Below are 25,027 nucleotides of genomic sequence, written 5' to 3'. Positions count from 1 at the left end.
GATCGGTAGGTGCCCCAGCAAGCGGCACGTCCTCGATGCACGGCCATCGAGATCTCCGAAACGTTCACAGGGTCGTTTTGTGGCGCACTGGATGGTGCAAAACATTCCCGTTGCGATGACCAAACGCCAGCGCGTTCACGCGCTTACCCGTACGCTGAGAGAGTGAGAGAACGATCGCGAGGCGTGCTCTCCTGATTGGGTCAGGTCATCAGGCCGTGCGATGGTGTCTTCCGGGAGGGTCGGTATGGCGGGCAGTGACGTGATGCGCCGAAACCATGTCCAGATGATGGGAGCCGGGGAGAAGATCCTGGTCTTCGCACACGGCTTTGGAGCAAACCAGACGGCGTGGCGGCGCCAGGTGGAAGTGCTCTCGTCGCACTACCAGATCCTCCTCTTCGACCACGTGGGCCACGGGCTCTCGGACTGGTCAGCCTACAGCCCGCGGCGTTACGGGACGCTCCATGGCTACGCGATGGATCTGCTCGAGGTGCTGAGCGCGGCGCAGGCCGAGCGGGTGTACTTCGTGGGGCACTCGATGAGCGGGATGATCGGATTGCTCGCGGCCATCGCTCAGCCTCAGCGCTTCGAGAAGCTGATCCTCCTGGGTGCTTCGCCGCGCTATGTGAACGAGGAGGTCTATCGCGGCGGCTTCGACCCTCATGAGATCGACGCGACCTACGAGGCGATGTCGACGAACTACCACGCTTGGGCTGCGGGCTACGCCGGCGCGATGATGGCCACGCCCGATCGCCCTCACCTCGCGGTGGAGTTCGCCGAGTCCCTCTCGTCGATCCGCCCGGACATCGCGCAGGCCGTCATCCGCATGATCCTCGAGTCCGACCACCGGGAGGACCTCCCTCGCCTCACGGTACCAACGCTCGTCGTGCAGTCCACCGGCGATCTCGCGGTCCCGCAGCACGTGGGCCGGTATATGGCAGAGAGGATCCCGCATTCCACGTACCGGACCGTGGAGGCTTCGGGGCACTTTCCTCACATCAGCGCGCCCGAGGCGACGACGCAGCTCATTCACTCCTATCTCGGGTGATGCGATGATGACGTGATGGGGGCGGAGCTCACGGGACGCGTGCTCGCGGCACTTGCGGCGAACCAGCGTGCCGGCGCAGAGAACAACCTGGAGCGCGTGCTGGCGAGCGTACGCGAAGGATGCAACGCCGACGTGGGCCTGGTGCTCCAGGAAGCCGATCCGGTGACCGCCCTCGTCCTGGCCAGCGTGCCAGCGGCGCTCCCACAAGGTATCGCGGTGAGCCCGGACATGATCGTGGACGCGCTGACGAGCGGTGAGTGCGTCTACCGTGATACCCGGTCGCCGCTGAGCCCACTGCCCACCATGCTCCAGGGGAGCACCGCCATCCTGCCGTTCATGGCACGGCGCGGGTTGCGTGGGGCCGCGGTGCTCATCCGTCACGACAGCGTCCCCTACCCCCCCGAGCAGAAGGCCATGCTCGAGACGATGCCGGTCCTGTTCGGTGCTCTCGCCGAGGTCGAAGCGGAGGCGCTCCGCGCCGAGGAGCTGAGGGCGCGCTTCGACGCCATGGTGCACACGCTCCCGCATGGGCTGGTGTTCATGGATGAGAGCGGGTCCGAAGCGTGGGTCAACGACGCCGCGGCCGAGCTGCTCCAGGTGACGGAGGGAGCCGTCGCTCCCTACCTGGTCGCCACGGCGATGGGAGCGCTGCAGGCGCGCGCCGACAACCGCGACGAGATCCGCGCACGCCTCGCCGAGGTGCTGCGCTCACCCCAGGCCGAGCTGCGCGACCAGCGGTGGATCTTCTCCGGCCAGCCCGCACGAGGTCAGCGAGCCGCGCAGCAGGGACGCGTCTTCGCTGTGTCCAGCACGCCCACCTCGGTGCGAGGGGTTCAGGGACGTCTGTGGGTGTTCGTGGACGTGACCGTGCAGCACTTCGCCAGCCAGGAGCTGATGGCCAAGAACCAGGCCCTCGACGTGGCACGCGCCGAGGCGGAGAGGGCGAACCGAGCGAAGTCCGAGTTCCTCGCCGCGATGAGCCACGAGATCCGCACGCCCATGAACGGTGTGCTGGGCATGGCCACGCTACTCGAAGGGACGCCGCTGACGGCGGACCAGCGTGACTTCGTGGGGACCATCCGCTCGAGCGGCGAGGCCCTCCTCACCATCATCAACGACATCCTCGATCTGTCACGCATCGAGTCGGGGCGCTTCGAGCTGGAGAGCATCTCGTTCGATCTGCGGACGTGCGTGGAGGAGGCGATGGTGTTGCTCGGCCCGAGAGCGGCGGAGAAGGGGCTGGAGCTCGGAGCGCTCATCGCCGAGGATCTTCCGCTCCGGGTGACCGGGGATCCAGCGAGGACGCGCCAGATCCTGATCAACCTCATCGGCAACGCGGTGAAGTTCACGCGCACGGGAGAGGTCCTCGTGGAGGTGAACCGCGCCCCCCCGGCCGCCGGTCCTGCTGTCGACGATCATGGCGAGGGGGAGCCGTGGCCGATCCACCTCGCCGTCCACGATTCGGGCATCGGGATCCCGGCGGATCGCATGGGCCGACTGTTCCAGTCGTTCAGCCAGGTAGATGCGTCGATCGCGCGTGAATTCGGCGGAACCGGGCTCGGCCTCGCCATCAGCAAGAGGCTCAGCGAGCTGCTCGGGGGTTCCATCCATGCTGAAAGCACGGTCGGGAAGGGGTCGACCTTCCGCGTCTCGCTTCCACTCACACCTGCCCCGATCTCTGCCGCACTCCGCGCTCCGGATGCCCATGCGCGCGCCTCGCTCAAGGAATCGAAGGCCCTCGTCGTGGACCACAGCGCCTCGAGCAGAGCCATCGTGTCGCGTCACGCCGAGGCATGGGGGATGGAGATTACGCACGCGGCGTCTCCCGACGAGGCGCTGGCACTTCTGGAGGGAGGGCTGCGCTTCAAGGTCGCCCTGATCGCCGCCTCGCTCGGGGAACAATCGGGATGGGAGCTCGCGAAGCAGCTCAGCGACCTCCACGACCGACCCATCGAGTCCGTGATCATGCTGGTGGTGGGTGGCGAGACGCCGGTGGATGGCGCAGGGGCTCACCTCGACATCGCCGGATTCGTCCGCAAGCCGATCCGACGACGTGCGCTCCGCGATGCGCTGCTGGCGGTCACCCTCCCCCCGGACGCGCGCGTGTCGTCCCCGACGACCACGCAGACACCAGCAGCAGCATCACACCGAAGGCAACTCCGCCTGCTGCTCGCCGAAGACAACGCGACCAACCAGAAAGTGACGCTGCTCATGCTGGATCGGCTGGGCTACACGGCGGATGTGGTCACGGATGGCCAGGCAGCAATCGACGCTGCAAAGACGGGCGCCTACGACATGATCTTCATGGACGTGATGATGCCGGGCGTGGATGGCCTCACCGCAACCCGTGCCATCCGCGCGCTCGACGACGACAGGCTCGTTCAACCTCGGATTGTGGCGATGACGGCCAACGCGCTCATCGGCGATCAGGAGCGCTGTATCGCGGCGGGCATGGACGACTTCGTCGCCAAGCCGGTTCAGTTCGAAGAGCTGGCTGCCGCGCTGGAGCGCTCCACGACCCCATCGCCACGGCCGCTCTCTCTCACCCCACAGCCAACGGTCGGTCGCGATGGGGATCCGGCGCTCGATCCGGATGTGTGGGCGCGTCTCAGCAACCTGTTTGGTGGCAAGGCGTCGTCGCTCGGACGTGTCATGGACACCTTCCTGAAAGATCTGGCGGAACTCGCGACACAGCTTCGCAAGGCCCACGCCGAGAAAGACAGGCCGCTGCTCGAGCGCGCCGCACACACGTTGAAAGGGAGCTCTGCGATGGTGGGCGCCCTTCGGTTGTCCCGCGCCTGTAGCGAACTGGAGCGCGCCGTGGAGGCTGGGATCGATACGCAGCCGATGCTCGCGTCGGTGCTCACCGAGCAAGAAGCCGTCGTTCGAGAACTCTCGCTTCGGCGCCCGATCACACGCCCTCCTTCACTGCCCACGCCAGCTGCTCAGGAACCTCGCTGAGACCGATGTCGCCTCCTCGTCATCACGAGCTGGGCGCCGGAGCGATCGACACGATCTGGCACACGCCCGACCCTCCCTGTCTTCCTCACCACGGAAGAATGCGAGTCGATGCCCCTTCACGGCTCCTCGGATCAGGCCGCGTCCTGACATGCCTCGCAGCGCCTAACCAGTGGCCAGAGGCTTGCATCCGCACGACAGCAAATTTCTCCAGGGTGGCTCTGATGACAGAAAGACGAGGCTTCCCTGGGCGTGTCGACTGGTGAGGATTTCTTGATGAGAACAATGCCTCTTCTTGTTGCTTCGTCGCTCGCCCTCGCGGCGCTCGTGACTGCACCGCGCGCCGAAGCGTGCTCACCCGCACTTGGTGTTCATGGGACTTTGCCTACCACCAGCGCCGAACAGTGGCCGACGAACCTTCCCATTCACCTCTTCAGCGTCCTCGACATCACCCTCGATGAAGCGGGGGTGCCGCTCTACTCGGTGCTCGTCGATGGTCAACCGGCGACCCTCGTCGAAGCTGCGCAGGCGCAACGAAGCCGGGCGGGAGGACTTCAGGTGGTCGTCGAGCCTCCGCCGATCCCCGGACAGCAAGTCCTTCTCTCTGGAACGTTCTGCCCCGCCTCCCAAGGGTGTCCTCCGGTGAACCTGGCGTTCGTAGCCGCCCCACCCGATGTGGAGGGCCCCACCGAGAGCCCTGCGCTCTGGTTCGATCTGTACGATCACAAAGACGATGACGCCGCTGTCGGAAGCTGTGTCGACCTGGGCGCGTTCACGGTGACCCTGCACGTCGATGGCTCTCCTCAACCGGAGGACGCTAGCCCGCTCATGTACACAATCCAGGCGTTCACCGACGCTTCACTCACGAATGCGGTCGGGAGCTGGCGCCGGATCACACAGGGTGGATCAGAGTCTTTCTACATCTCCGGTGCGCCGGAGCTGGTGGTTCCTCAACTCGCAGATGCGTACTGCTTCCGTGTCGATATCGAAGATCTCGCAGGGAATGACGGCGTTTCCTCCTCGGTGACTTGCAAGCCATGCCGATATCGTGCGGATCCAGATAGCCCTTTCTCCCTCATCGATTTCAATGAGGCAGCTCTCTATCCAGGCGGGCAATGTGCGGACTGGATCAACCCGATCGACGATGACTTCCAGCATCATCCGGGCCCTGGAGTGACGCCCGAAGCACAGTCGACAACATCTGGCGGCTGCCAGCTCGTTGTGGCTGCAAACTCCTCCCATGTCGGGCTGCTCCTCGGCGCTCTTTCCTTGCTCGCCCTGCTTTCTCGACGCCGGCATCCCGGTTCGTGAGTTGCCGAGCTGTCCCGCAGGAGCGCTCCGCCCCCTTTCCTCCACAGCTCCCTCGCTGTGCAGCGACAGCCCGGGGAGCCATAGTGGATGCCCATGTCTCGCTACAGGAGTGAAGTCCATTCACTGCGCGCCAGGATTCGCGAGCTGAGGGCACGCCTCGATGAGCGGGACCGCACCGAAGGCGTCGGTCCTTACGCGACCTCCCTCTTCGGTCGCTTGATGTACATGGCCGGACGCCACCTCGGAAAGGGGATCCGCGCCAGCAAGAAATGGCTCGTCCGAGACGCCGAACTGGCGACCGAGGCAGCACGGATGAGGGCAGAGGTGCTCGATCTGGAGCGGGCCTTGGCGGCTCGTCCCTCCCCACCTCTACCCCGCTGGGAAGAGGATTGACGGTAGGGCTGCATTCGAGCCGTTCAGGAGTTCGCTGGGGGTGTCACCGATGGGAGCAGTCCTTCCACGCGGCATCGACCAGCGGGAGGCCCAGAGCAGATGGGAAGCGTCCCATGCCAGCTCAGCGATAGTAGCTCCGACCAACCGTCATCTCCGCCTCGGCCGTGCGGTAGTTCGTCACGAGCCACACGATGGCCAGCACGACACCGGCGACGATGAAGAAGATCTGCGCACTGGCGACGTGGGCGAAGTTGAAGAGCCAGGGAGCGGCAAGGAGAAATACGCCAGCAACGAGTTCCACGCCGCCATGCACCGGAAACGGGATCGCCTTCACCACACCGAGTGGATACGCAGTGAGCAGACTCATCCCGAGCTGCAGGACGGCGAGGATGTAACAGATGGTCGCGGCAACCCCTGCAAATCCGAAGAGAGATGGCGCGAGCACGAGCAACGCCACCAGCGCGTAATCGATGTAGCCGTGAATCCGAGAATTGAGAATGTTCATGGCTCCCTCCCGAGAGGTTTCTCCTCGGATCGGAAGCATTACGTGTGCCGCGGAAGGAGCGATCGAGCAGCGTGATGCGCGGGCATCGGTACGATGCCTTGTCAGTGCACGCCACCGACGAGCCAAGCGTGGGCCGACACGAGGACTTCTTCTGGAGAAGCCCCTCCCTGACTCGCGGGGCCAGTGCTCACACCATCGGAGAGCGAACCGATGCGGAAACCGTGATCCCCGAAGACGAGCACCAGCGTACGCGGCGGCAAGGTGTCCATGAAACGCGCGATGACTTCCGTCACTTCCTCCGCGATGCCCTCGAGCCGCTCCGGCAGCGGGGGACCAGCATTCCGGAGGCGCGCCTCGACCAGATCGAGCTTCATCAGCTCACAACGACCAGCACGCTCTCTCCTCAGCATGGAGACGGCGCGACCACGCGCGATGGCGGGCTCCGGGTCGACGGCGAGGGAATCCCGCAAGGCCTCCGGGCCGCGTGACAGCAACGCGAGCTGCGTGGCAGAGGTGGTGGGCAACGCGGACCAGAGGATGGTGCGCTCGACGAGCGCCGCGCGATCTTCGAGAGTGTCTTTCAGACGGGCGGCGACTCGTTCACCGAGATCGTAACGCATGGAATCGACGAGGAGCAGCTTGACGGCCCGCGCACCGTTGAGCCTCCCGATGCGCGCCGCGAGGTCAGGAGCGTCGAGCACCATCGGCGGTCGCTTCCCGGTCACCCGCAGCGCCGAGAAAGATTCGCGGTAGCTGCGCTCGAAGCTCGCACGCCAAGTCTCGACCACCGAGCGGATGGTTGCGTCGGCTTCGCCCGAGAGGGTGGCGCCGAGCAACGGAAGATAATGACTCGCAAAGAGCTGCTCGATGACACGGACCGGACGAGGGCCACGCGCGTCGTCCAGCGCGATGGCCATGGAGCGCCACTCCGCCGCGCTCAGGACGCGGGAAGGTGGGGGGGTCGAATGACGAAGGGGTGGAAGATCTGGCTCGTGCGGCACAGCATCCTGGCCATGCACCCCGCCTCGGGACGCCACAGGTGAGGAGGAGGCTGGTGTCTGCGTCGGCCGATGAGCCACAGAGTCCCCCTTGGGCGTGGATCCCTTGGTCCCCATGGAAGGAGAATTCCTCACAGGAGCCGCAGGAGGCGTGGAAGGGCCTTCACTGGCTCCGCGCGATGCTTCAGGGGCGGGCACCAAGGGAGGCGTCGCGGAAGGCAGCGTCGGCTCGGAGGCGGGCGCTTCGGGGCGGCGTGACTTGGAGCGCGGGGGAAGTACCCCGCGCGGGCGGGTGTCACGTGCTGGGGTCGCACCGACGGTGGGTCGCGGCGTTGGCCCCTCACCGCGAAGGGAAGTATCTGCTCGAACGCCATCGAGGGGGCTCGCTCCCAGCTCGGGGCCGGACAGCGAGGCAGCCACCGAGACCCCCGGCAACCGAGGCGCAGCAGGAAGCTGGACCGGAGGCGCGCTGGGCAGCGTCCCGGGCTCTGGAACCGGAGGGAGAACGCCCAGTAGCGTGGGAGGGTCAGCATACAAGCGCGGCTCTCCAAACAGCGTCGCCGCGTCGGGCAGCAAGCGGCGTGAGCTCGAAGGCTGCACTCCCTCCGAATCGATGCAGGGCACGTCGTCGTCGACCCGAGGCGATACGGACTCACGTCCCGACGAGGGTGGCACGGTTGAAGGCGGAGACGATGAACACGTCGAGGAGGGTCCCGAGTCAGGGGGAGCAAGCTCGGCAGCAAGCTGGGCGAGGGACACGGGTGTAAGGACGCGGATGTTGCGATCTTGCTCGCCAAAAACGAGGGTAACAGGAGCTTCACGGGCGGCGGAGAGCCAGGCGGACAGCACGGCACTGTCAGCAGGCTCCAGCGCCCCGTCCTCGCGGGTCAGGGGAAGGAGCGGGGGTAGCGCGATGCAGAGACCAGCGGCTCCCAGGGCCAGGGTCCGGAAGACTTGGTCCTCGATGATGCGCGCTATCGGGGCGTCTGCGGCCGTTCGCGGAGGCAGCGCTCCCCGGAGAGCGAGGGCCAGTTCCACGGCGTCATCGATCGTGACGCGGAGACCTCCGCGTAGCGTCACCGCAGCTGCTGCGCAAAGGAAGCGGCCCGCTTCCAGATCGGACCATGCCTCTTCGATGGCCCCGCCAGAGGCGAAACGCACCTGGCGCGAGGCCGAGTCAGAGGACGGGAAGGAGTGGCCGGTTCGGAGCAGAGCGCTGGAGGCCACGACGGGATCAAGGCGCATCGCGGGGCAAGCTTGCAGAGCTCGTCAAGGAGGGCGAATTTTCTGCGATGGAGTTTCGACTCAGGCTTGACGCTTTGCGTCGACCCACGACGCGTGACCTCTCTTCGGGGTTCGCCCGAACAGGAGAGGCGCGCTCAGCGGGTGGCGCGGGTCATCGTGACGAGCCCACCAAGTGCACGCACCTGAGTCACCTGGGTGAACCCAGCCCGGGTCAGGTCCGCGCCGAGTTGTTTTTCCGTGTAGCGGGGTCGTGCCTCCACGGCGTCAGCCCAGGCAAGGAGCGACGACCCTCCCAGGGGTGCATGTACCAGCGCGTCCTTGGTCTCCAGATGGGCGGCGACAGCCTCGTGGGTCATGCTCGATGAGGGCTCCAGCAGACCCAGACAGCCACCCACCCGCAAGACGCGTCCGGCCTCACGCAACACCTCATACGGCTCGGGTGCGTGGAATAGCGCATTGGCCGCAACCACCACATCAAACGCAGCGTCGCCAAAAGGGAGGGCTGAGAGTGAGCTCTCCACATACCGAACATTGGAAATGCCGGCTGCCCGCCCTCGCAGGATTGCACGCGCGATCATCTCGGCAGAACTGTCGACTCCGACGGCCTCGCGTACGCGGGCAGATAGCTTCTGGGTCAGCATGCCCGGACCACAGCCGAGATCGAGACAGGTCATCTCGGGACGCAGGGAACACAGCGAGGCCAGCTGCTCCAGAAGCCCTCGGTAGGGCTCCTCATGTTGCATACGTTCGAAGAAATCGACCAGATCATGAAACGCAACGACCTTGTCACGCACGGCGTGGCGATCACGCCACCGCCAGGCAGGTTCGAGGCCTTGATACGTCCCGCGGTAGTAGAGCAATGGTGCCCCCGGCTCGCCGGCTCCGCCGTCCGTCACCTCACCGATGAAAATCATGTGATCGCCAGCATCATGACTCTGGGTGACGCGGCACCCGAGCCACGCGAGAGCGTCGTCCACGATCGGACAGCCGGACGCGGTGCGTGGTGCGTCGACGAGCGCCGCCTGGCGCTCTTCGTCGGTTCCCTTGCCTGCAAACAGATCCGAAAGCGCCCGCTGATGCTCTCGCAGGAAGCTCACCGCGAAGACACGACTCTCTGCCACGAGCACGGGCGTTCGCGAACGCTTGTCGGCACAGAAAAGGACGAGCGGTGGTTCGATGGAGACGGAGCAAAATGCGCTGACGGTCATCGCCTGCGCGGTGCCCTCATGGTTCGCGGAGACGACGGTCACCCCGCTCGCGAACTGTCCGAGGACCCTCCGGAACTCCGAGGGAGCGATCGACATCGCGCTCAGTGTACGCGCCCTGTGGCCCGGAGGGCGGGGGCTTTCGTCACCCTGCGCGGGTCGCATCGTCGGAAACGCGGTAGAGCTGGATGAGCGACGGTCGATTGCCGAAGGGTTGCAGGTAAGCAAGCTCCGAGGCCTGGCCGACGAGGAAACGGTGATACCGCCTCGCTGGGATCACGACGAGATCACCAGGGCCAACGAAGACCCGGAGCCACTGTTCACCACGAGTGCGGATGTCATAGAGCGCCTCGCCGCCGGAGAACAGCCGGACCTCGTCTTCGAGGTGGCAGTGCTCATCTGCTTCTCGGACGATCTCGACCTCATCCTGAAGACGCGCAGCGGAGCGACGTACCTGTTCGACTTCCATCCAAGCGCGCGCGGTGAGGACCCTCTGCACCATAGAGGCGATCTGGCCCACGTCGAAAGCTTCACACCCGATGCCCTCGGCACGAAGTTCGGCTTCGCTACACTCCAGCTCTCTTCCTTCGAGCAAGCGGACCGTACGCATCACATGCCTCCGGACCGGGCAACCAAGCGCACGTGCGCGCACGCGCGTCAAGACGGTCACGCCGATTCCCAGCCATCTTCTGCGGCAGCTGGCCCGACCGAGTCAGGAACAGACGCTTCAACCGCGGTTCAAAAGCCAGCTCAGTCCAGCCACGCTGGCGGCCAAAACCCCGAGCGCGAGGAGCAACACGGCTGCATCCATCAGGCTCCATCCGGCACGCGACTCCGGTGGTTCGGAGGAAGGGGTCGGCGCGCGCGATGCAGGCGGCGCAGTCAGCGAGGCGTCAGGGGACGAGGCGCTCGACGAAGCCTCGAAAGGGATGTCGGACGATGGCACAGGGTCGACAAGCGGAGGTGATCCAGGATCGGGCTTTGTCGCCTCTGGAAACGCCACATCGTCGTCCTCGCGCAGTGGCTCGTCCGGGCAACGCTCGAGCTCTGCGAGCGCCTGGACCACTGGAAGCTCACAGGCGAGGCGCGTGGCACCGAAAGCGATGATCTGGCCCGGACGCCAGAGGACGTCGGCTGCGGAAGGGAGTGGCACGCCATCCAGGGAGGTTGCCCCTTGAGTGCCCACGTTACGCACGAAGAGCTGATCACCTTTGCGGGTGACGGTGAGCTGTCGTCGGGCTGCAGCCTGGTCAGAGAGTGGTAGTTCGACGTCCCGAGCACGTCCGAGGGCGTAGGGACGCCCCGGCTCTTCGAGCGCGAGCAAGGCTCCTTGGTCGGGACCAGCGAACACCTGGACGCAGGGGGTCGGATCTTCGCCTTGAGCGCGGAGCCCCCGGGTCACGAGCGCCAGCGCCAGCTCGCGCGCAGCTGCCGCTGGAGTTCCCTGCACCATCGCAGGGCCGATGCGGATGATCAGCCACACCCGCCCCACCCGGACGCGATCTCCATCGCGCAGCGGCTCCGGTGTGTGGGGAGCGAGCTTGCGCTGACCCACGAAGGTCCCGTTCGAGCTGCCTTCGTCGGCAAGCGTGTACTCGGCGCCACGCTGGCGGATCGATGCATGGCGAGCGCTCACACTGGGATCGGGCAGGCGCACCTCACAGCCATCGCCACGCCCGATCACGAGGCGTGGCGCGTCGAGGGTGAGCGACAGCTCCGCACTCTCCGAGGTGGCCTTCGATGAGCCAACCTCGGCGGTGACCACCGAGATTTTTACTGCCATCTGAGGACCGCTACCGCTAGCCGATCGACGCGCGCCTCAGGCGCTCGACCGAAGCGACGAGCTGCCGCACCGCCTGCTCTTGCTGACGCGCCGCCTCTTCGATGCGTCGTCCCACGTCGACGAGCTGCTCTCCCCCCCGTGCCTGGTTTCGGTGCGTTGCATTGAGATTGTGCACCATGTTGGAGATCTGCTCGATCGCGCTCGTGATCTGGCGGCCGCCACGCGCCTGCTCCTGACTGGAACGCTCCACATGCTGAGTGATCGTACGCATCTTCTCGGCGCTCTTCATGATGAGCTCCGAGCCACGGGCCTGCTCGGCCGTTGCCGCCGCGATCTGCTGTACCGTCTCGGCGATGCGTCCGATGGCGTCGGTGACCTGCTTCGAGCCTTTGGCCTGCTCGACGGTCGCGCGCGCAATGGCGCGCACCATGTTCGTCGATTTTTGCGAACTTTCGAGGATCTTCTTGAGCGCGCGCTCGGCCTCGTTGGAGACCTCCACGCCACGATCGACGATGTGAGCACCACGTTCGACGGAAGCGATCGCGTTCTTCGACTCGGCCTGGATGGTCTTGATCAGCTCGGCAATCTCTTTGAGGCTGACCCCGGCGCGCTCCGCGAGGTCCTTGATCTCGTCGGCAACGACCGCGAACCCCTTGCCGTGTTCGCCGGCCTGCGCGGCGATGATGGCGGCGTTGAGCGCGAGCAGGTTGGTCTGCTCGGCAACATCATCGATCACGGCAAGGATCTGGCCGATGGCTTCGATACGGAAGCCGAGGTTGGAGATGACGGCGACGGCCTCCTGAGCCGACTCCTTGATGCGGTAGATTTCGCCGATGGTCTTCAGGATAGCCTCGGCCCCCTTCTCGGCGTCCGTCGCGACTTCCTCGGAGAGGCGCGCGGTCTCGTCCGCATTGGAGCGCACCTGATCGATGGACACATCCATCTGGTTCATCGACGAGCTGGTCTCCTCGGCCGTGAGCGCAAGCGCGTCCACGTTCTTCGCCACCTCGCGAATGGAGTAGGCCATCTCCTCGATGGAGGAGACTGTCTCGCGAACGCTCGAGCTGAGTTCGCTCACATTCTCGGCGACCTCCTCATTGGTCGCGGTCATCTCGAGGATGCTCGAACTCGACTCCTCGGCACTCGAAGCCAGCGACTCGACCGACTGGGCGATGTTCGCGAGCGCCGTCGTGATCTCGCGGATGGACATCGTGGCCTGTTCGCTCGCGTGCATCATCGCGCTCACGCCATCGCTGAGGCGGGGGACGACATCGTCGAGCATGGCCGTCGCCTGAGCGAGCTCGGCACGTCGCTGACGCTCACGCTGCTCGGCAGCGCCGATCCGATCGGCCACGCCGTTGAGTTCCGCGTAAACCCTGGCCACCTCGGCCGGTACGCCGGATGGAGTACGTACACGCTCACCCTCGGTCACCCGCATCACCGCCTCGATCAGGCCCTCCACATCGACGTCGGGCCCACGATCGGCGAACTCTGCAACGCGCAGGCTGAGCGTATCTCGCTCGCGGAGCAGCGCATCCCGCTCCGATACGGTCCGCTCTCGCTCGGCGGCGAGCCGGTCTCGTTCGCGCAGAAGGTTCTCGCGCTCCGCCGAGAGGCGGTCACGATCGCGCTCCAGTGAGTCCCGCTCTCTGCTCAGCCCGTCACGGTCCCGCAGCGCACCGTCCCTGTCCGTGACCACCCGATCCCGATCGCGCTCGAGCGTGTCCCGCTCGCGGGATGCGTTGTCTCGCTCCCGAACGAGCGCGTCCCGCTCCACCGCAAGCTTGTCTCGCTCCCGAGCGATGGCGTCCCGCTCCTTGCCCGCCGCGTCCCGCTCCTTGGCCAGTTCGCTGCGCTCTGCGACGAGTTCGGCCCCCTTCTCCGCGAGCTCACCGATCTGCTCGTAGGTCTCCACCAGCTCCGGCGGAGTTCCCTCGGGCAGCTGCAGCCGCTTCCCTTTGGCGGCAGCGCGGAGTGCGTCACGTAGACCACCTGTGGGCGCCCCCCCTCCCATCCTGGCCACATAGGCCATGCCCACCACTCCCAGCCCACCCAGGAGGATGAAGAGTTGACTCGCATAATCGGCCGCCGGCTTCGCCACCAAACTGAGTGCGAAGGCGATGACGATGAAGATCCCGATGGGGCCGAGCAGCTTCGCGTTCATGTCGTGGTCCACGGCGCCCGCCGTTTTTTCCGGCGGGAGGGCGCCCGAGCGTAAGAGCCGAAAGGCCTCCGGCGCAAGTAAGGCGGAGTCGTCGAGCCCAGGAGGGCTCACATAGCCCCCTCAGAGCGCGGACAGTCGGCCCCGAGGCGCGGGTTCTGGTATGCAAGGGCGCAAGTACCGCACCAGGCCCAGCCCCTCGTGACACGCCCAGAGACGCACCAGGTACGTCGGAGGTGCCGTCCGACCCTCCGGGCGTCGCTCCAGGCCATCTCGCTCCCTTGGCCTACAGTCACGGCGCCACCTCGCCTCCGGACTCCACCGCCATGACCCTCGCCGCCCGCTTGCTCATCGCCTTCGGGGTGGTCGCCATCATCGCGACCGCGCTGGTCGGCTTCACGCTTCGAGAAGCGTCGCGCGAGCTCATCGAGAGTGGCTACCTCGACCGGATCGATGCCGCGCACGCTGGCGTTCGCCAGCAACTCACCTGGGAGGCCGAAGCCCTGCGAGGGCTGCTCGCTCCGCTTTGCCAGCACGATACCTTCGTGGACAGGGCTCACCTGGAGCTCGACAGGACACGAGGCAACCCGGATGCGCTGGATCCAGGGAGCCGGATCGCGCTCCGTCATCAGGTCGCAGAGCAGGCCAAAGCGCTCCGCCTCGATGAACTCACGTTGGCCACTGGCGATGGCCTCGTACTCGGAGCGGAGGATGTGTCGCGGATCGGGACGAAGGATCGGCGCCTCGCAGCCCTCCTCGGCGAAGTGAAGAGCAATGATGGGAAGGCTCGGCAGAGCAAGGGTTCGGTCGTATCGGGTGGAGCACCGCGCCTCCGTCCGGCAGTCGCTGAGATGGGACCGTCACTGGAGGTCCACTGCGCTCGCACCGGCCATGGTGTAACGCTTGGACTCATCGGTTCACGCAAGATCGGCCCCCTTCTCGAACGACTGGGGGCTGCCTATGGGGTGGCACTGGCCACACCGATGGATGGCAAGATCGACCCTCCGGCGCTCACGAGTACCAGTGCCGAGGTGGTGCGGCTGCTGGAGATTCCAGAGGTTCAAGGTCTTCGGGTGGTAGCATCGGTCTCCCGTGAGCCTCTCCAGAAGGCTCTCGCCAGACTCGACCGCGACATCCTCGCCACTGGCGCCACGGTGCTGGCAATCGCCATCGTGATCGCCGTGGTTCTGGCACGCAGCCTGTCGAGGCCAATCGTCGCGCTTGCTCGAGAAACGAGAGAGGTGATGAACGGCGAGCCCAGGAAAGTCCAGGGACGAGGGGGCCAGGAGATGGCCACCTTGGCGGCCGCGTTCAACAGAACGCTCGACGAGCTGGCCACCATGCGACGACGACTGGCCACCGCAGAGCGAATCGCGGCACGCCGGGAAATCGCCAGGCAGGTCGCACACGAGATCAAGAACCCGCTTGCTCCCATCCGAGCGGCCGTCGAGACGCTGCGAAGACTCCGTGATCGCGAAGATCCCGCCTTCGACGACTACTTCGAGGAGGCCACCGCGACGGTGCTCCAAGAGGTGCACCGGATCGCCAACATCGTGGGGGAGTTCACGCGCTTCGCGCGCCTGCCGCCGCCCAACCCCGAGCTCATCGATCTCGTGGAAGTGGCCCGACGGGTCGTGACGCTTCACTCCACCCCCGAAGCCGCCTCGGACTCACGAGAGGAGCATGTCGCGATAACGCCCAAGGTGGAGCTATCGGCCTCCACGATCCCAAAGGTGTCCGCCGACCGCGATCAGCTCGTCCAAGTCCTGACGAACCTGATCCAGAACGGCCTGGAGGCAGCCACGAGTGTGCGCCCAGATCCCAGGGTAGTGCTCACCGTCGCACCCGAGCAGAACGACCGGGTGAGGCTGGTGGTGCGGGACAATGGGCCCGGGGTCGCGGAGGAAATGATCCCCAGGCTCTTCGAGCCGTATGCCACCACGAAGGAGAAGGGAACCGGCCTCGGTCTGGCCATCGTGCAGCGCATCGTTTTCGAGCACGGTGGCGAGATCAGGTATCGAAAAGCCCAAAAAGGCGGCGCTGTCTTCGAGATCTGGCTGCCCATTGGGGGGCCACCCCTGCTGGAGAAGCCTCTCCACGAGCAAACCGCCCGCCCGCTCGGTGACACTCCAGGAAAAGATTGAAGATCGAGCCTTGAAGGGCCCCGCGAAGTCCAGTGGTGGACGAGGAGACGGGTCTGCGCTCAGCGCACACCACCGCTCGAACACAACCTGAGGAAGTGGACTCGCCAGGTCGTTTTTTTGGCGCGCTACCGCACGCTCGCAAGAGCCCTGTTCCATTCCACTTCACACGAACTCTCGAAACTCTGAATGGTATGAGGGTTGCTCCTCGTACGTGCCTGCAGTGCGAGGATGGCACCTGGTGGGGTCTCCAGCGCACGCTTCAGGAGACCCATGTTCAGTCAGGGTGTGACGGTTTTCACGATCCGCGGCATCCCCATCAAGCTGCATATCTCTCTTCTTCTGTTCATTCCTTATCTCGCATTCGTCGCGACCACTCAGTTCTCATCGATTGCAGCAGCGCTGGGAGTTCCCGAAGAAACCATGCAGCTGCCTCCGCTTGTGTGGGGAATCATCCTGGCGCTCGGGTTGTTCTGCTCAATCCTCGCACACGAACTCGCGCACTCCCTCGTCGCACTCCGGAAAGGACTTCGCGTGCGTGCGATCACATTGATGATGCTGGGCGGGGTATCGCAGATCGAGGACGACGATCCTGATCACGAAGCGTGGATTGCTTTCGCGGGTCCGCTGATGAGCTTCGGTATCGCCGCAATGGCCTACCTGGCCTATCTCCTCGCGTCGGGTCCGAGCGGTGTCAGCGCGACGCTCCTCGCCTTTTCGCTCACCAACCTCGTCTTGGGGGTGTTCAACCTCCTGCCCGCCTTCCCGATGGATGGAGGCCGGGTGCTGAGAGGGCTGTTGAGTCGTCGCATCGGCCGTGAACGCGCGACTCAGGTGGCGACCTCGGTCGGGAAGGGCATGGCCGTCCTGCTCGGCCTCGGAGGGATCCTCTCCTTCAACCTGATCCTGCTGTTCATTGCCGTCTTCGTGTACATGGGAGCGACTGCGGAGCAGGCTCGTCTCGGCGCCCAGGCCATCCTTCGTGGAATGCCTGTGGCACGCTTGATGACGGATCGTCTCGGTGAGGCCCGCGCCGACGAGAGTGCCCCTGCAGTCGCCGAGCGCCTGCTCCGACACAACCTCGCAGGCGCGCGCGTCGTGGGCCCACTCCGACCGGGAGATCTCGATCGCGAGCTCGGCGTGGTGACGGCCTGGGACCTTGGGCGCATGGCAGAGCGTGGCGAACTCCCTCTGACCATGGCCGCCGCGATCCGCTCCGATCTCCCCCGTGTCCATGCCCGGGATGACGCGTCTCATTCCATCGATGCCTTGACCGCAGGTGATACGGGTGCGGTCGCGGTACTCGATGAGACGGAGCACGTGGTCGGGCTGGTGACCCCCGCCGAGATCCAGCGGGCGATGGCGCTCCTCGGTGCAGTCCAGGCGGGAGCACGCCATCTCGGCGTCGCTGGTCGGCCTGGCTGAGCAAGAGGCTCGAGCGTCACCGTTGGACCCTCTCCGACCATGACGAGCGTGGCACTGCTGTTGCTGACGTACAGAGGCAAAGGGGGTCAGCCCGTGAAAGCTGCAATCCGTGACAGGCTACACGTCCGTCGTGCTCTTTTGCTGCTTGCCGCCGTAACCGGCATTGCGCTCTCCGGGTGTACAGGCACCCTGGGGACGAGCGGTGCCATCGTTTACGGCTACCCAACCGTTTACGCCGACGCCGAGCCCGTGATGGTCGAGACCTATCCGCGTGTCATGTACCGCGGCTCGTACGCCTACCTGGTCGATGGCAACTGGTACTACCGAAACCAAAATCGTTGGGTCGTCTTCCAGCAGGAACCACCCGAGCTTCACCGCTATCGGTCCAGATACGTTCCACCACCGCGGGTTTATGAGCGGGATCGAGGTTATGGCTACCCACAAGAAAGACCACGTCAGTACCACCGATGGCGCTGAGCCAGCTTTGGCATGCAATCGTCCGATCGCATAAAACTCTGCTCGTGAAGGAGATCGCTTTATGGTCAGGCAATGGATCGTCATTGGTACGGGCTGGGCGCTCGCGGCACTCACCTCCGGCTGCCTCGTATCCGTCGATGGCAACCCAGTCTCGGCCGAACCAACGGGCGAAATGGTCTTCAACTGGACTGTCGACAATTCGACGAGTCCACGCGAATGCGCGACCTATGCAACTCCTGGCTCGTCTCTGGACCTGGAGTTCGTGCTGCTGGACGATCGAGGCAATACGGTGACGGTCGAGTATGCTGATTGCGAATCATTCTCCCTCTCGCTCGTCATCTCTGCAGAACAGTACTACCATGCCGAAGTGACGATGGTGGATGCCGCGGATCACAGTATGGCTAAATCCACCACGGAGACGCTCAGCAGCATCTGGGTCGAGCCAGAAACCACCGTCGATTTGAGCGTCAACTTCCCACCCAGCTCCATGCTTTGAGCTCGCCTTCACGAGGCGGCGTCATGGTGACGCCATCAGGCGCGGCGACGGAAGATGCTCTCTTCGATGAAACAGGCATCTCCCCTGAGGTGAGATTCTCAGCCAGTCTTTGGGATGCTCAGGCGAGCACGAGTCCCACCTCCGGGGTGGTCCTCGATGGTGAGATCCATGTGGGCATGGGCTGCCACCGCATGCGCGACGATGAGGGGGAAGCTCGACGGGCGGCCATGAGCGACTGCTTCGAAGTCACGGCTGAGGAGGATTCCACGTGCCTGCGCTGGAATGGGTGCTCCCGCATCGTCGAAGGTGATGTCCCAGCTCGCCTCCTGCTCCGTCAAGGTGAGCAACACATCACTCCCACCCGCTGACACGCCGATGGCGTGATCGAGGAGGGCATGGAGCAGAACCGTCAGGGCGCCCAGGGGCACCACTTCATGAGCGCTGTCCGGGGTCTCGACCCGAACGTGCACTTCACGTCGCGCAGCGCGCGCGAGCTCGTCGTGAACGACGTCCCGCAAGACATGGGCGATATCGGCATGGCGAGGAAGCTCATCGAGCGGGCACGCGCCGAGACGAGCCAGATCGCTGACGATCTCCGATGCGGCGGTGACATGCCGGCCCACGGATGCTGCCACCTCACCAGCCTCGCCGCCATGCTCGCGGAGTGGCGCGATGTCACGCCCCACGGCCGCGAGAATGCCTCGCAGTTGCGTACCGAGGACGCGTGTCGCCGCGACGAGGAGCGGTAGCCCACTTTCCGCTGGCGGAAGCTGCGACGTGTGCATGTGCGCACCACGGCCCCCACTGCGATCACCCTGAGAAAATACGGCCGCCAGCTCACGCGCATACGCCTCTCCTTGCGCCTGCGCCGCAGCGAGCTCCTTCTTGAGGCTCTCCAGCTCACGTCGGGCGAGATCCACGTCGGCGGGGAAGGTCAGCGTCTGCATCGCTCCGTCGAGCTCGAGCCGGCCTCCGTACCGCAACGCCATCCGTGAGAGCCATGCCCGCTCATGGGCGATGCTCGCCGTCGTGTCCGGACCGAGGTTCACGCTCACCGCCACCTCGTCCCCCACGCGACGCAAACTCACCTCTGGCGTGCTCGCTGCGCCACTCGGATCGCCGCTCTGGGCGATGAGCACCTGCAGCATGCGCCGCAGCTCCGATTCATCACCGAACACCGCGGTCCCATCGCCCATCTCGATCTGGACGCGCGCCTCGGGGGCAACCTCCCAGACGAGCTCCGCCAGGTCGATCCTGCCACGCCTCCCTCGATGCACAGGCCGACCGTGAAGGGACGCCAGCATACTGACGGCTTCGTCGAGCCGCTCGAGCGTCCCTTCCACCCCCCCTGTCCCCTCTTCGATGATCAGAGGGGGTGGAGGGCCAGCTTCGGAAGTCAAACCCACGCCTTGGCGCAACTTCCGCGCAGCACTGCGCGCCTCTTGTGCCAGAAGCCAGGTCAGCTCGGGATGGGTGAGTCGGTCGGTCGACACGCGGCACCATGATGCCAGACGCAGCCCGCCCCTGCTACGCTCTCCTCGCGTCGATGCCCGACCGCACCTCCACCCCGTTCCTGGCCCTCGCGCTCGGCGCTGCCGTGGCTGCGCTCCTGGCCCCTGCCGCATGCGCGTCGAGTGCCCCGACCCCCTTCGGCGTCGGCGGCGACTCGGGAGGTGGTGGGCAGGGTGGTGAAGGAGGAGGAGGCGGCACCGACGACCTCGATCCCACCCTCGGGGGGCCCTGCGTCGACGACGGGCAATGTGACGACGGACTGTCATGCACCTTCGACGCATGTGACAAGTCCATCAACCGCTGTCGGTTCACACCGGATGATCTCGTCTGCCAGAACGACATCTACTGTGATGGTGTGGAGCGCTGCGTGCCGAAGCTGGGCTGTCGCGCGGGCGAACCCGTCGACTGCGGCGATGCCAACACCTGCACGATCGATACCTGCGTCGAAGCCACGCGGCAGTGCGACCACGTCCTGCGCGACGCCGATCAGGATGGCGATCCTGACATCCACTGCGGAGGAGGGGACTGTGACGACACTGATCCCACGGTATCTTCCCTGTTCCCCGAGATCTGCGCCAATGGACGTGACGACAACTGCAACGGCGTGATCGATGAGGCGGCGTGTGTGGCCCCGGCTCACGACACGTGCATCGACGCCCTGGAGATCTCCCAGCCGGGCACCTATGCCGTGAACACGATCGGGGCAGCTTTCGACTATGCCACCCAGTGCAGTCCAGCCGGGCCTACACCGCTCAACGACATCGTCGCCGCCATCTTGTTGCCACCAGGTCCCCCGGTCGACGTCGAGGTCACAGCTCGCGCCGATTTCGCGGACGTGGCGGTAGCCTTGGCCGGGCAGTGTGGGAACGCGGCCAGCGAGATTGCTTGTGGCAAGTCCTACCCGGCCCCGCAATTCGGAAAAATCGCGAAGCTACGTGGCCGAAACCTGGGAGATCCGACGGCATCGACGGCCCTGCCCCTCTACGTGACGACGGCTGGAGGCTCGGCGGTGCTCCTCGACGTTGCCTTCCGCTCCCCGACCCCCATCCCAACCAACGAAACATGCGGCACGGCGGTCCCGCTGGTCGCCGGGGCGCCAGTCAACGTGGAGATCCTCGACGCAACAAAGGATCTCGGAAGTGCATGCGAGACGACACCAGGTGAGCTGGTCTACAGCTTCGAGCTGCTCACGCCCCAGGATGTCCACGTCTACGCTACCTCCCTCGACGGAGACGGTGTTCCCTCGATCTCGCTCCGCGATCCGGGGTGCGCCCTGCCGGAGAACGAGGTCACTTGCCAGACCGCGAATCCGAGCCATCTCTTCCGCCACGCGCTCCCCCCTGGCACGTACTTCGTCGGGGTGAGCGCGACGGCTCCGACGACCGTCGCCTTGACCCTCGAAGTTGCGCCCCCCACCCCTTCCCCGGCTGACGAAACCTGCCTCGGAGCCCCTCCGATGCCGGTGAACCAGACCGTCCAGATCAGCCTGGCAGCTCACCAGGACGATATTCAGGCGACCTGTCTCGTCGGCGCACGAGACGCCGCCTATACGCTGGACCTTTCGGTGGCGTCGGACGTCTTGCTCGTTGAAAGGCTCTCCCAGGGCGATACCGGGGCCATCTCGCTCCTGGCCCCGGCCTGCGAGGCCCCCTCGGATCTGCTCGTGTGCTCTTCCGGCTCGTCTTCCCCGATGCGAGCCGCCAGGTACAACGTGCCAACGGGTGAGTACCGGGTGGTCGCCGAAACCCTGTTCGCTCAGCCAGTCGAGGTGTCGGCTCTCGTCAGGCCGGCGTCGCCGCCCACCCTGGTGGTCTTCTCCGACGGATGCAGCGACGCCATGGAGATTCCTCCTGGGGGTGGGCGCTTCCAAGGCACGACCGCCAATGCCAGGGCCGACTTCGATGCAGGCTGTGATCAGTCCGGCGTACCCCCTGGAGGCGCCGCTGATCAGATACTGAAGCTCGTTCTACCCGCCCGGAAGCGGGTGGTTCTCGACATGGCAGGGTCGGGCTACACCACGTTGCTGAACGTGCGGCGGGGTCCAGCGTGCCCCGGCGCCGAGATGCCGTTCGCCTGCACGATCGGGACGGGCCAAGGCAGCTTCCTCGACCTCGTCCTGGATCCGGGGACCTACTACCTGCAGATTGACGGCCTCGCAGGCAACGAAGGTCCGTGGTTCCTGGATGTTCGCGTCGTCGATCCGCCATCGTGAAGCTCTCTCGCACGTCAGGGGCAGTCCAGAAGTCGATCCCCGAACCGTTCCACGGAGCGTCTCACCCGTTTCGACGCCATGCCTTCATCATCGAACAGCAACCCGAGGGAACCCTCCATCGACGGGGAGTGCATGGATAAAGCGGACCCGGAGCAGGATACGCGGGCGCAGCTTGCGAGGCTCCACGCAGAAAACACCGCGTTGAAGGCACGCTTGCGGGAGTACGAGGAACACTTCGGCGAGCCAGCCGACACCTTCGACACCAAAGCCTTCCTGACATCGAGACCTGCCGAAATTCAGTGGAGTCCAGAGGGCTTGCTCATCGACTGGTCTCCAGAGGCCGAGCAGCTCTTTGGCTGGAAGCGGGAAGAAGTCCTCGGTCGACCTCTCTGGGAGATCGTCATCCCCCCCGGCGTGGCCCTAGAGCAAGTACGGCTGGGCATACAAGTGACGCTGACCGGACAGCTCGCATCCGCGCGCAGCTCGAACACCACCCGTGACGGTCAGCTCATCGAATGCCAGTGGACCAATACGATCGCTCGCGACGAGCAAGGCGTGCCCCATGCCGTGCTGAGCAGGATCGAGCTGGTAGAGCAGGACGAGCTGGACGCGACCCTCCGACACAGCCAGACGTTCCTCATCGCGCTGCTCAACAACTCACCGAGTGTGATCTTCGTCAAAGACACTCGTGGTCGCTATGTGATGATCAACCAGCGTTTCCTCGACATCCTCGGGGCGACGCATGAAGAGATCCTGGGCCGAACGGACTCGGAACTCTTCCCGCCAGACGTCGCAGCAGCCCTCCAGAACGTGGACACGGCGGCGCTCACCGCGGGGGAACCCGTTCAATACGAGGAAGTGATCCCTACGACCGAGGGACTCCGTGATTTCTTCACGCTCAAATTCCCCGTACGCGCACCGTCCGGGAAAACCCTCGGCATATGTGGCATCACCACGGACGTGTCGGATCGAAAGCGCGCTGAAGCCGATCGGCTCGCGCTCCAGGAGCAGATCATCGAGGCGCAGCGCGACGCACTCCGTGAGCTTTCGACGCCCCTGATGCCCATCATCGATGGTGTGCTCGCAATGCCGCTCGTCGGAGCGATCGACGGCATCCGGGCGAAAGAGATCCTCGAAACGTTGCTCGCCGGCATCGTGCGCGAGCATGCCCACACGGCGATTCTCGACATCACTGGCGTCAAGATCGTGGACACCCAGGTGGCCAACGCCCTCGTAGGGGTCGCACGCGCCGCACGCCTTCTGGGTGCCAAGGTTCTCCTCACGGGCATCAGCCCAGCAGTGGCCCAGACACTGGCAGCACTGAGCCTGGATCTGCACGATCTCGTCACACTGAACACGCTGCAAAGCGGCATCGCCTATGCTCTTCGCCTGAAGCGTGAAGGCGCATCTCCGGTGCGGCGGCCTCGATAGCCCCACGTAGCTCCCGTCTCGTCCTCCCGAACAGGGTGCAGCACTTCGTGCTACTTCCATCCCTGTGCCCTCATGAAGCTGCGCAGGGTGCGATCCTCCAGCGCGATAGGCCGCAGGTACTCACCGACATAGGTTCGCTTCCACCAGCCTTCCTCGCCTGGTCGGGTGAATTCATACCGGTAGAGTTCGGCGCGAATGAAGCGGGGAGGACTGTCGGGAAATGGATCGACGGCGAACAGTTGCTTCACTGCAGGGTCGCCGCTCAGCAGCTTGTATGCGAGGTGCACGAGCCATGGTTGCCGCTCGATGTCCGACTGCGCTGCGAACCATATCTGCCAGTCCAGCCGGAGATGCCACGGCGTCAGGAAACACGGACGACGATGGATATCGCCCGGCTTGCAGGGCAGCTCATAAGCGAGCCAAGAGGCATCGTCCTCCTCGCTGGAACCACGCCTGCCTGATAGAATGGCCTCATAACGCTCTCTACCCACGCTACCGAATGCACCGTAGGAGTTCACCAGAGCGAGGGCATCAAATGAAGTATTCATCACCTGGCGTGGCGAGATCAGGTTGACCACCGGATCGACACTGAGCCCCAGCACGACGACCAGCAGCCCTGCAGCCCCGATTCGGTGTGGGCGCGAAGGCTCGGCAGGCATCTCGTCCGAGAGCCACAGACTCAGCTTCCGAGGCAGCAGCTTCTTCATGAGCTCGTCATCGAAGCAAGCGATCGCGGGGATGATGGTGAGCCAGTTCAGAAATGACAGGTTCCCACTCGCTATCAGCGCAGCCTGGAAGACGACGAACAACCCCCCCGCCACCCAGCGTGCGCGCTGCGGGCCGAATGCAAAGAACGGCGCAACCAGCTCGACCAGGTGATTGAAGAGCACCCCCATGCGGTGCACGTCACGCGGCGCGTGATGCCAAATCCAGCTGAGAGGACTGGGTATTGGCTGAGTTTCGTAGTGGTAAACGAGGCAGGTGAGATCCCGCCAGCAGGGGTCTCCGCGAAGCTTGATGAGGCCAGCGCCGAGCATGATGCGCGCGATGAGCCATCGAAAAAGCCAGATGACGATCACGGGCGGCGGACTGGCCCCTCGCGGGGAGACAGAGCCCAAAGGGCAGAGGAAAATCGCTAGGAATCCTGTCTCTGCGAGCTGGATCTCCCAGCCGTACCCATAAAAGAGCTGCCCGATCTTGATGAGCGAGAGATGAAGGGCCCAGAGGAGGAGCTGCAGCAGGGCGTTGGTGGCGCCACACAGAACCGCGATGGCCAGCGCCACACCCAGCCAGCAGGTGCCCAGCAGTGCCTTTTCCGAGGGTGGAAGCCACAGAAAAAGGGATGGCACCCGAAGGAATGCGTCGAGACGAGAGCCAGCCTCGGCGACCGCACGATCGAGGTAGCTGGTCGCGGGCAGGAGCCCCTCTGGCCCCAGAAGTGGCACGATCTGTGTCGCAGCAGAAGCGAACGACGCCAGGTAGACGAGGCCGAGCAGTCGCAGGAGCACGAACCGGGTGCATGTGTACCCAGCACCGGCGTGAACCAGGAAGGCCAGCTTTCGATAAGAGCTTGTCCTCAACCTCAGAACCCAGGCGTCATGCTCCGGGTCCGACGCTTCCGTACGATCTGGGGACTCAGGCGCTGCGATCATACGGTGACGAGAGAGAATACCTTCACAGAGGGATGTCTCCCACGTCATGAGATCGCTGCGGCTCGTGAGACCGGACT

General features: G+C 65.0%; 19 protein-coding genes. 10 read left to right on the top strand and 9 right to left on the bottom strand.

All coding sequences use genetic code 11. The features are described 5' to 3' along the window. Positions 1-283: 283 nt before the first annotated feature. From CMC5_RS04505 to CMC5_RS04490, 4 genes are all read left to right on the top strand, one after another. The gene (locus CMC5_RS04505) at positions 284-1,045 is read left to right on the top strand and encodes an alpha/beta fold hydrolase (protein WP_245678293.1); all 762 of its coding nucleotides are present in this window, start codon (positions 284-286) and stop codon (positions 1,043-1,045) included. Positions 1,046-1,060: 15 nt separating this feature from the next. Then, positions 1,061-4,006, top strand: coding sequence for a hybrid sensor histidine kinase/response regulator (locus CMC5_RS04500; protein ID WP_050429257.1), 2,946 nt, complete (start codon positions 1,061-1,063; stop codon positions 4,004-4,006). Between the two features lie 249 nt (positions 4,007-4,255). Then, the gene (locus CMC5_RS04495) at positions 4,256-5,314 is read left to right on the top strand and encodes a hypothetical protein (RefSeq protein ID WP_156338193.1); all 1,059 of its coding nucleotides are present in this window, start codon (positions 4,256-4,258) and stop codon (positions 5,312-5,314) included. A 93-nt stretch (positions 5,315-5,407) separates the two neighbouring features. Further along, positions 5,408-5,707: a hypothetical protein gene (locus CMC5_RS04490; protein ID WP_050429255.1), complete on the top strand. Its 300-nt coding sequence runs from the start codon at positions 5,408-5,410 to the stop codon at positions 5,705-5,707. 121 nt (positions 5,708-5,828) lie between these two features. Here the strand turns inward: CMC5_RS04490 and CMC5_RS04485 are convergent, their stop codons facing one another. The 7 genes from CMC5_RS04485 to CMC5_RS48330 form a co-directional block, all read right to left on the bottom strand. Beyond that, a complete protein-coding gene (locus CMC5_RS04485) occupies positions 5,829-6,212 on the bottom strand; it encodes an SPW repeat domain-containing protein (protein WP_050429254.1) in 384 nt (127 codons plus the stop codon). A 101-nt stretch (positions 6,213-6,313) separates the two neighbouring features. Beyond that, positions 6,314-7,129, bottom strand: coding sequence for a hypothetical protein (locus CMC5_RS04480; protein WP_050429253.1), 816 nt, complete (start codon positions 7,127-7,129; stop codon positions 6,314-6,316). A gap of 1,460 nt (positions 7,130-8,589) precedes the next feature. Next, the gene (locus CMC5_RS04475) at positions 8,590-9,759 is read right to left on the bottom strand and encodes a flavin reductase (RefSeq protein ID WP_050429252.1); all 1,170 of its coding nucleotides are present in this window, start codon (positions 9,757-9,759) and stop codon (positions 8,590-8,592) included. 46 nt (positions 9,760-9,805) lie between these two features. Beyond that, a complete protein-coding gene (locus CMC5_RS04470; RefSeq protein ID WP_245678292.1) occupies positions 9,806-10,180 on the bottom strand; it encodes a cupin domain-containing protein in 375 nt (124 codons plus the stop codon). A 207-nt stretch (positions 10,181-10,387) separates the two neighbouring features. After that, a complete protein-coding gene (locus CMC5_RS04465; protein ID WP_050429250.1) occupies positions 10,388-11,443 on the bottom strand; it encodes an FHA domain-containing protein in 1,056 nt (351 codons plus the stop codon). Positions 11,444-11,459: 16 nt separating this feature from the next. Further along, positions 11,460-13,607 carry a methyl-accepting chemotaxis protein gene (locus CMC5_RS04460; protein ID WP_050435710.1) on the bottom strand — a complete coding sequence of 716 codons (2,148 nt, stop codon included), beginning with the start codon at positions 13,605-13,607 and terminating at the stop codon, positions 11,460-11,462. A gap of 289 nt (positions 13,608-13,896) precedes the next feature. Continuing rightward, positions 13,897-14,031 (bottom strand): hypothetical protein, encoded by a 135-nt coding sequence (locus CMC5_RS48330; protein WP_281180826.1) that lies wholly within the window; start codon positions 14,029-14,031, stop codon positions 13,897-13,899. Positions 14,032-14,587: 556 nt separating this feature from the next. Between CMC5_RS48330 and CMC5_RS47220 the strand changes: the two genes are divergently transcribed. The 4 genes from CMC5_RS47220 (at position 14,588) to CMC5_RS04445 (ending at position 18,143) form a co-directional block, all read left to right on the top strand. Further along, positions 14,588-15,748, top strand: a complete 1,161-nt coding sequence (locus CMC5_RS47220) for a sensor histidine kinase (protein ID WP_245678290.1) — start codon at positions 14,588-14,590, stop codon at positions 15,746-15,748. Positions 15,749-15,976: 228 nt separating this feature from the next. Continuing rightward, complete coding sequence (locus CMC5_RS04450; RefSeq protein WP_342673931.1) at positions 15,977-17,170, top strand: site-2 protease family protein; 1,194 nt, start codon at positions 15,977-15,979, stop codon at positions 17,168-17,170. 93 nt (positions 17,171-17,263) lie between these two features. After that, complete coding sequence (locus CMC5_RS42030; protein ID WP_082363389.1) at positions 17,264-17,647, top strand: hypothetical protein; 384 nt, start codon at positions 17,264-17,266, stop codon at positions 17,645-17,647. Positions 17,648-17,708: 61 nt separating this feature from the next. Then, positions 17,709-18,143, top strand: coding sequence for a hypothetical protein (locus tag CMC5_RS04445; protein WP_156338187.1), 435 nt, complete (start codon positions 17,709-17,711; stop codon positions 18,141-18,143). Between the two features lie 98 nt (positions 18,144-18,241). Here CMC5_RS04445 and CMC5_RS04440 read toward each other — a convergent pair whose 3' ends face one another. Further along, complete coding sequence (locus CMC5_RS04440; protein ID WP_245678288.1) at positions 18,242-19,549, bottom strand: sensor histidine kinase; 1,308 nt, start codon at positions 19,547-19,549, stop codon at positions 18,242-18,244. A 95-nt stretch (positions 19,550-19,644) separates the two neighbouring features. Here CMC5_RS04440 and CMC5_RS04435 point away from each other — a divergent pair, with 95 nt between their 5' ends. After that, positions 19,645-21,867, top strand: a complete 2,223-nt coding sequence (locus CMC5_RS04435) for a putative metal-binding motif-containing protein (RefSeq protein WP_245678287.1) — start codon at positions 19,645-19,647, stop codon at positions 21,865-21,867. Positions 21,868-21,999: 132 nt separating this feature from the next. Next, positions 22,000-23,298, top strand: a complete 1,299-nt coding sequence (locus tag CMC5_RS04430) for a PAS domain S-box protein (RefSeq protein ID WP_050429245.1) — start codon at positions 22,000-22,002, stop codon at positions 23,296-23,298. A gap of 50 nt (positions 23,299-23,348) precedes the next feature. Here CMC5_RS04430 and CMC5_RS04425 read toward each other — a convergent pair whose 3' ends face one another. Then, a complete protein-coding gene (locus CMC5_RS04425) occupies positions 23,349-24,806 on the bottom strand; it encodes a lipase maturation factor family protein (protein ID WP_245678286.1) in 1,458 nt (485 codons plus the stop codon). Between the last annotated feature and the right edge of the window lie 221 nt (positions 24,807-25,027).

Source organism: Chondromyces crocatus, assembly GCF_001189295.1.
Classification (GTDB): domain Bacteria; phylum Myxococcota_A; class Polyangia; order Polyangiales; family Polyangiaceae; genus Chondromyces; species Chondromyces crocatus.
The sequence above is the reverse complement of the archived record's forward strand: the minus strand, read 5'-3'. Positions and strand labels throughout refer to the sequence as shown.

Coding starts and splice junctions, on each gene's coding strand:
- CMC5_RS04505 (WP_245678293.1), top strand. CDS start 284: ATGATGGGAGCCGGGGAGAAGATCCTGGTCTTCGCACACGGCTTTGGA.
- CMC5_RS04500 (WP_050429257.1), top strand. CDS start 1,061: ATGGGGGCGGAGCTCACGGGACGCGTGCTCGCGGCACTTGCGGCGAAC.
- CMC5_RS04490 (WP_050429255.1), top strand. CDS start 5,408: ATGTCTCGCTACAGGAGTGAAGTCCATTCACTGCGCGCCAGGATTCGC.
- CMC5_RS04485 (WP_050429254.1), bottom strand. CDS start 6,212: ATGAACATTCTCAATTCTCGGATTCACGGCTACATCGATTACGCGCTG.
- CMC5_RS04480 (WP_050429253.1), bottom strand. CDS start 7,129: ATGGCCATCGCGCTGGACGACGCGCGTGGCCCTCGTCCGGTCCGTGTC.
- CMC5_RS04475 (WP_050429252.1), bottom strand. CDS start 9,759: ATGTCGATCGCTCCCTCGGAGTTCCGGAGGGTCCTCGGACAGTTCGCG.
- CMC5_RS04465 (WP_050429250.1), bottom strand. CDS start 11,443: ATGGCAGTAAAAATCTCGGTGGTCACCGCCGAGGTTGGCTCATCGAAG.
- CMC5_RS04460 (WP_050435710.1), bottom strand. CDS start 13,607: ATGAACGCGAAGCTGCTCGGCCCCATCGGGATCTTCATCGTCATCGCC.
- CMC5_RS48330 (WP_281180826.1), bottom strand. CDS start 14,031: ATGAGCTCGCGCGACGCTTCTCGAAGCGTGAAGCCGACCAGCGCGGTC.
- CMC5_RS47220 (WP_245678290.1), top strand. CDS start 14,588: ATGGATGGCAAGATCGACCCTCCGGCGCTCACGAGTACCAGTGCCGAG.
- CMC5_RS04450 (WP_342673931.1), top strand. CDS start 15,977: ATGGCACCTGGTGGGGTCTCCAGCGCACGCTTCAGGAGACCCATGTTC.
- CMC5_RS04445 (WP_156338187.1), top strand. CDS start 17,709: ATGGTCAGGCAATGGATCGTCATTGGTACGGGCTGGGCGCTCGCGGCA.
- CMC5_RS04435 (WP_245678287.1), top strand. CDS start 19,645: ATGATGCCAGACGCAGCCCGCCCCTGCTACGCTCTCCTCGCGTCGATG.
- CMC5_RS04430 (WP_050429245.1), top strand. CDS start 22,000: ATGGATAAAGCGGACCCGGAGCAGGATACGCGGGCGCAGCTTGCGAGG.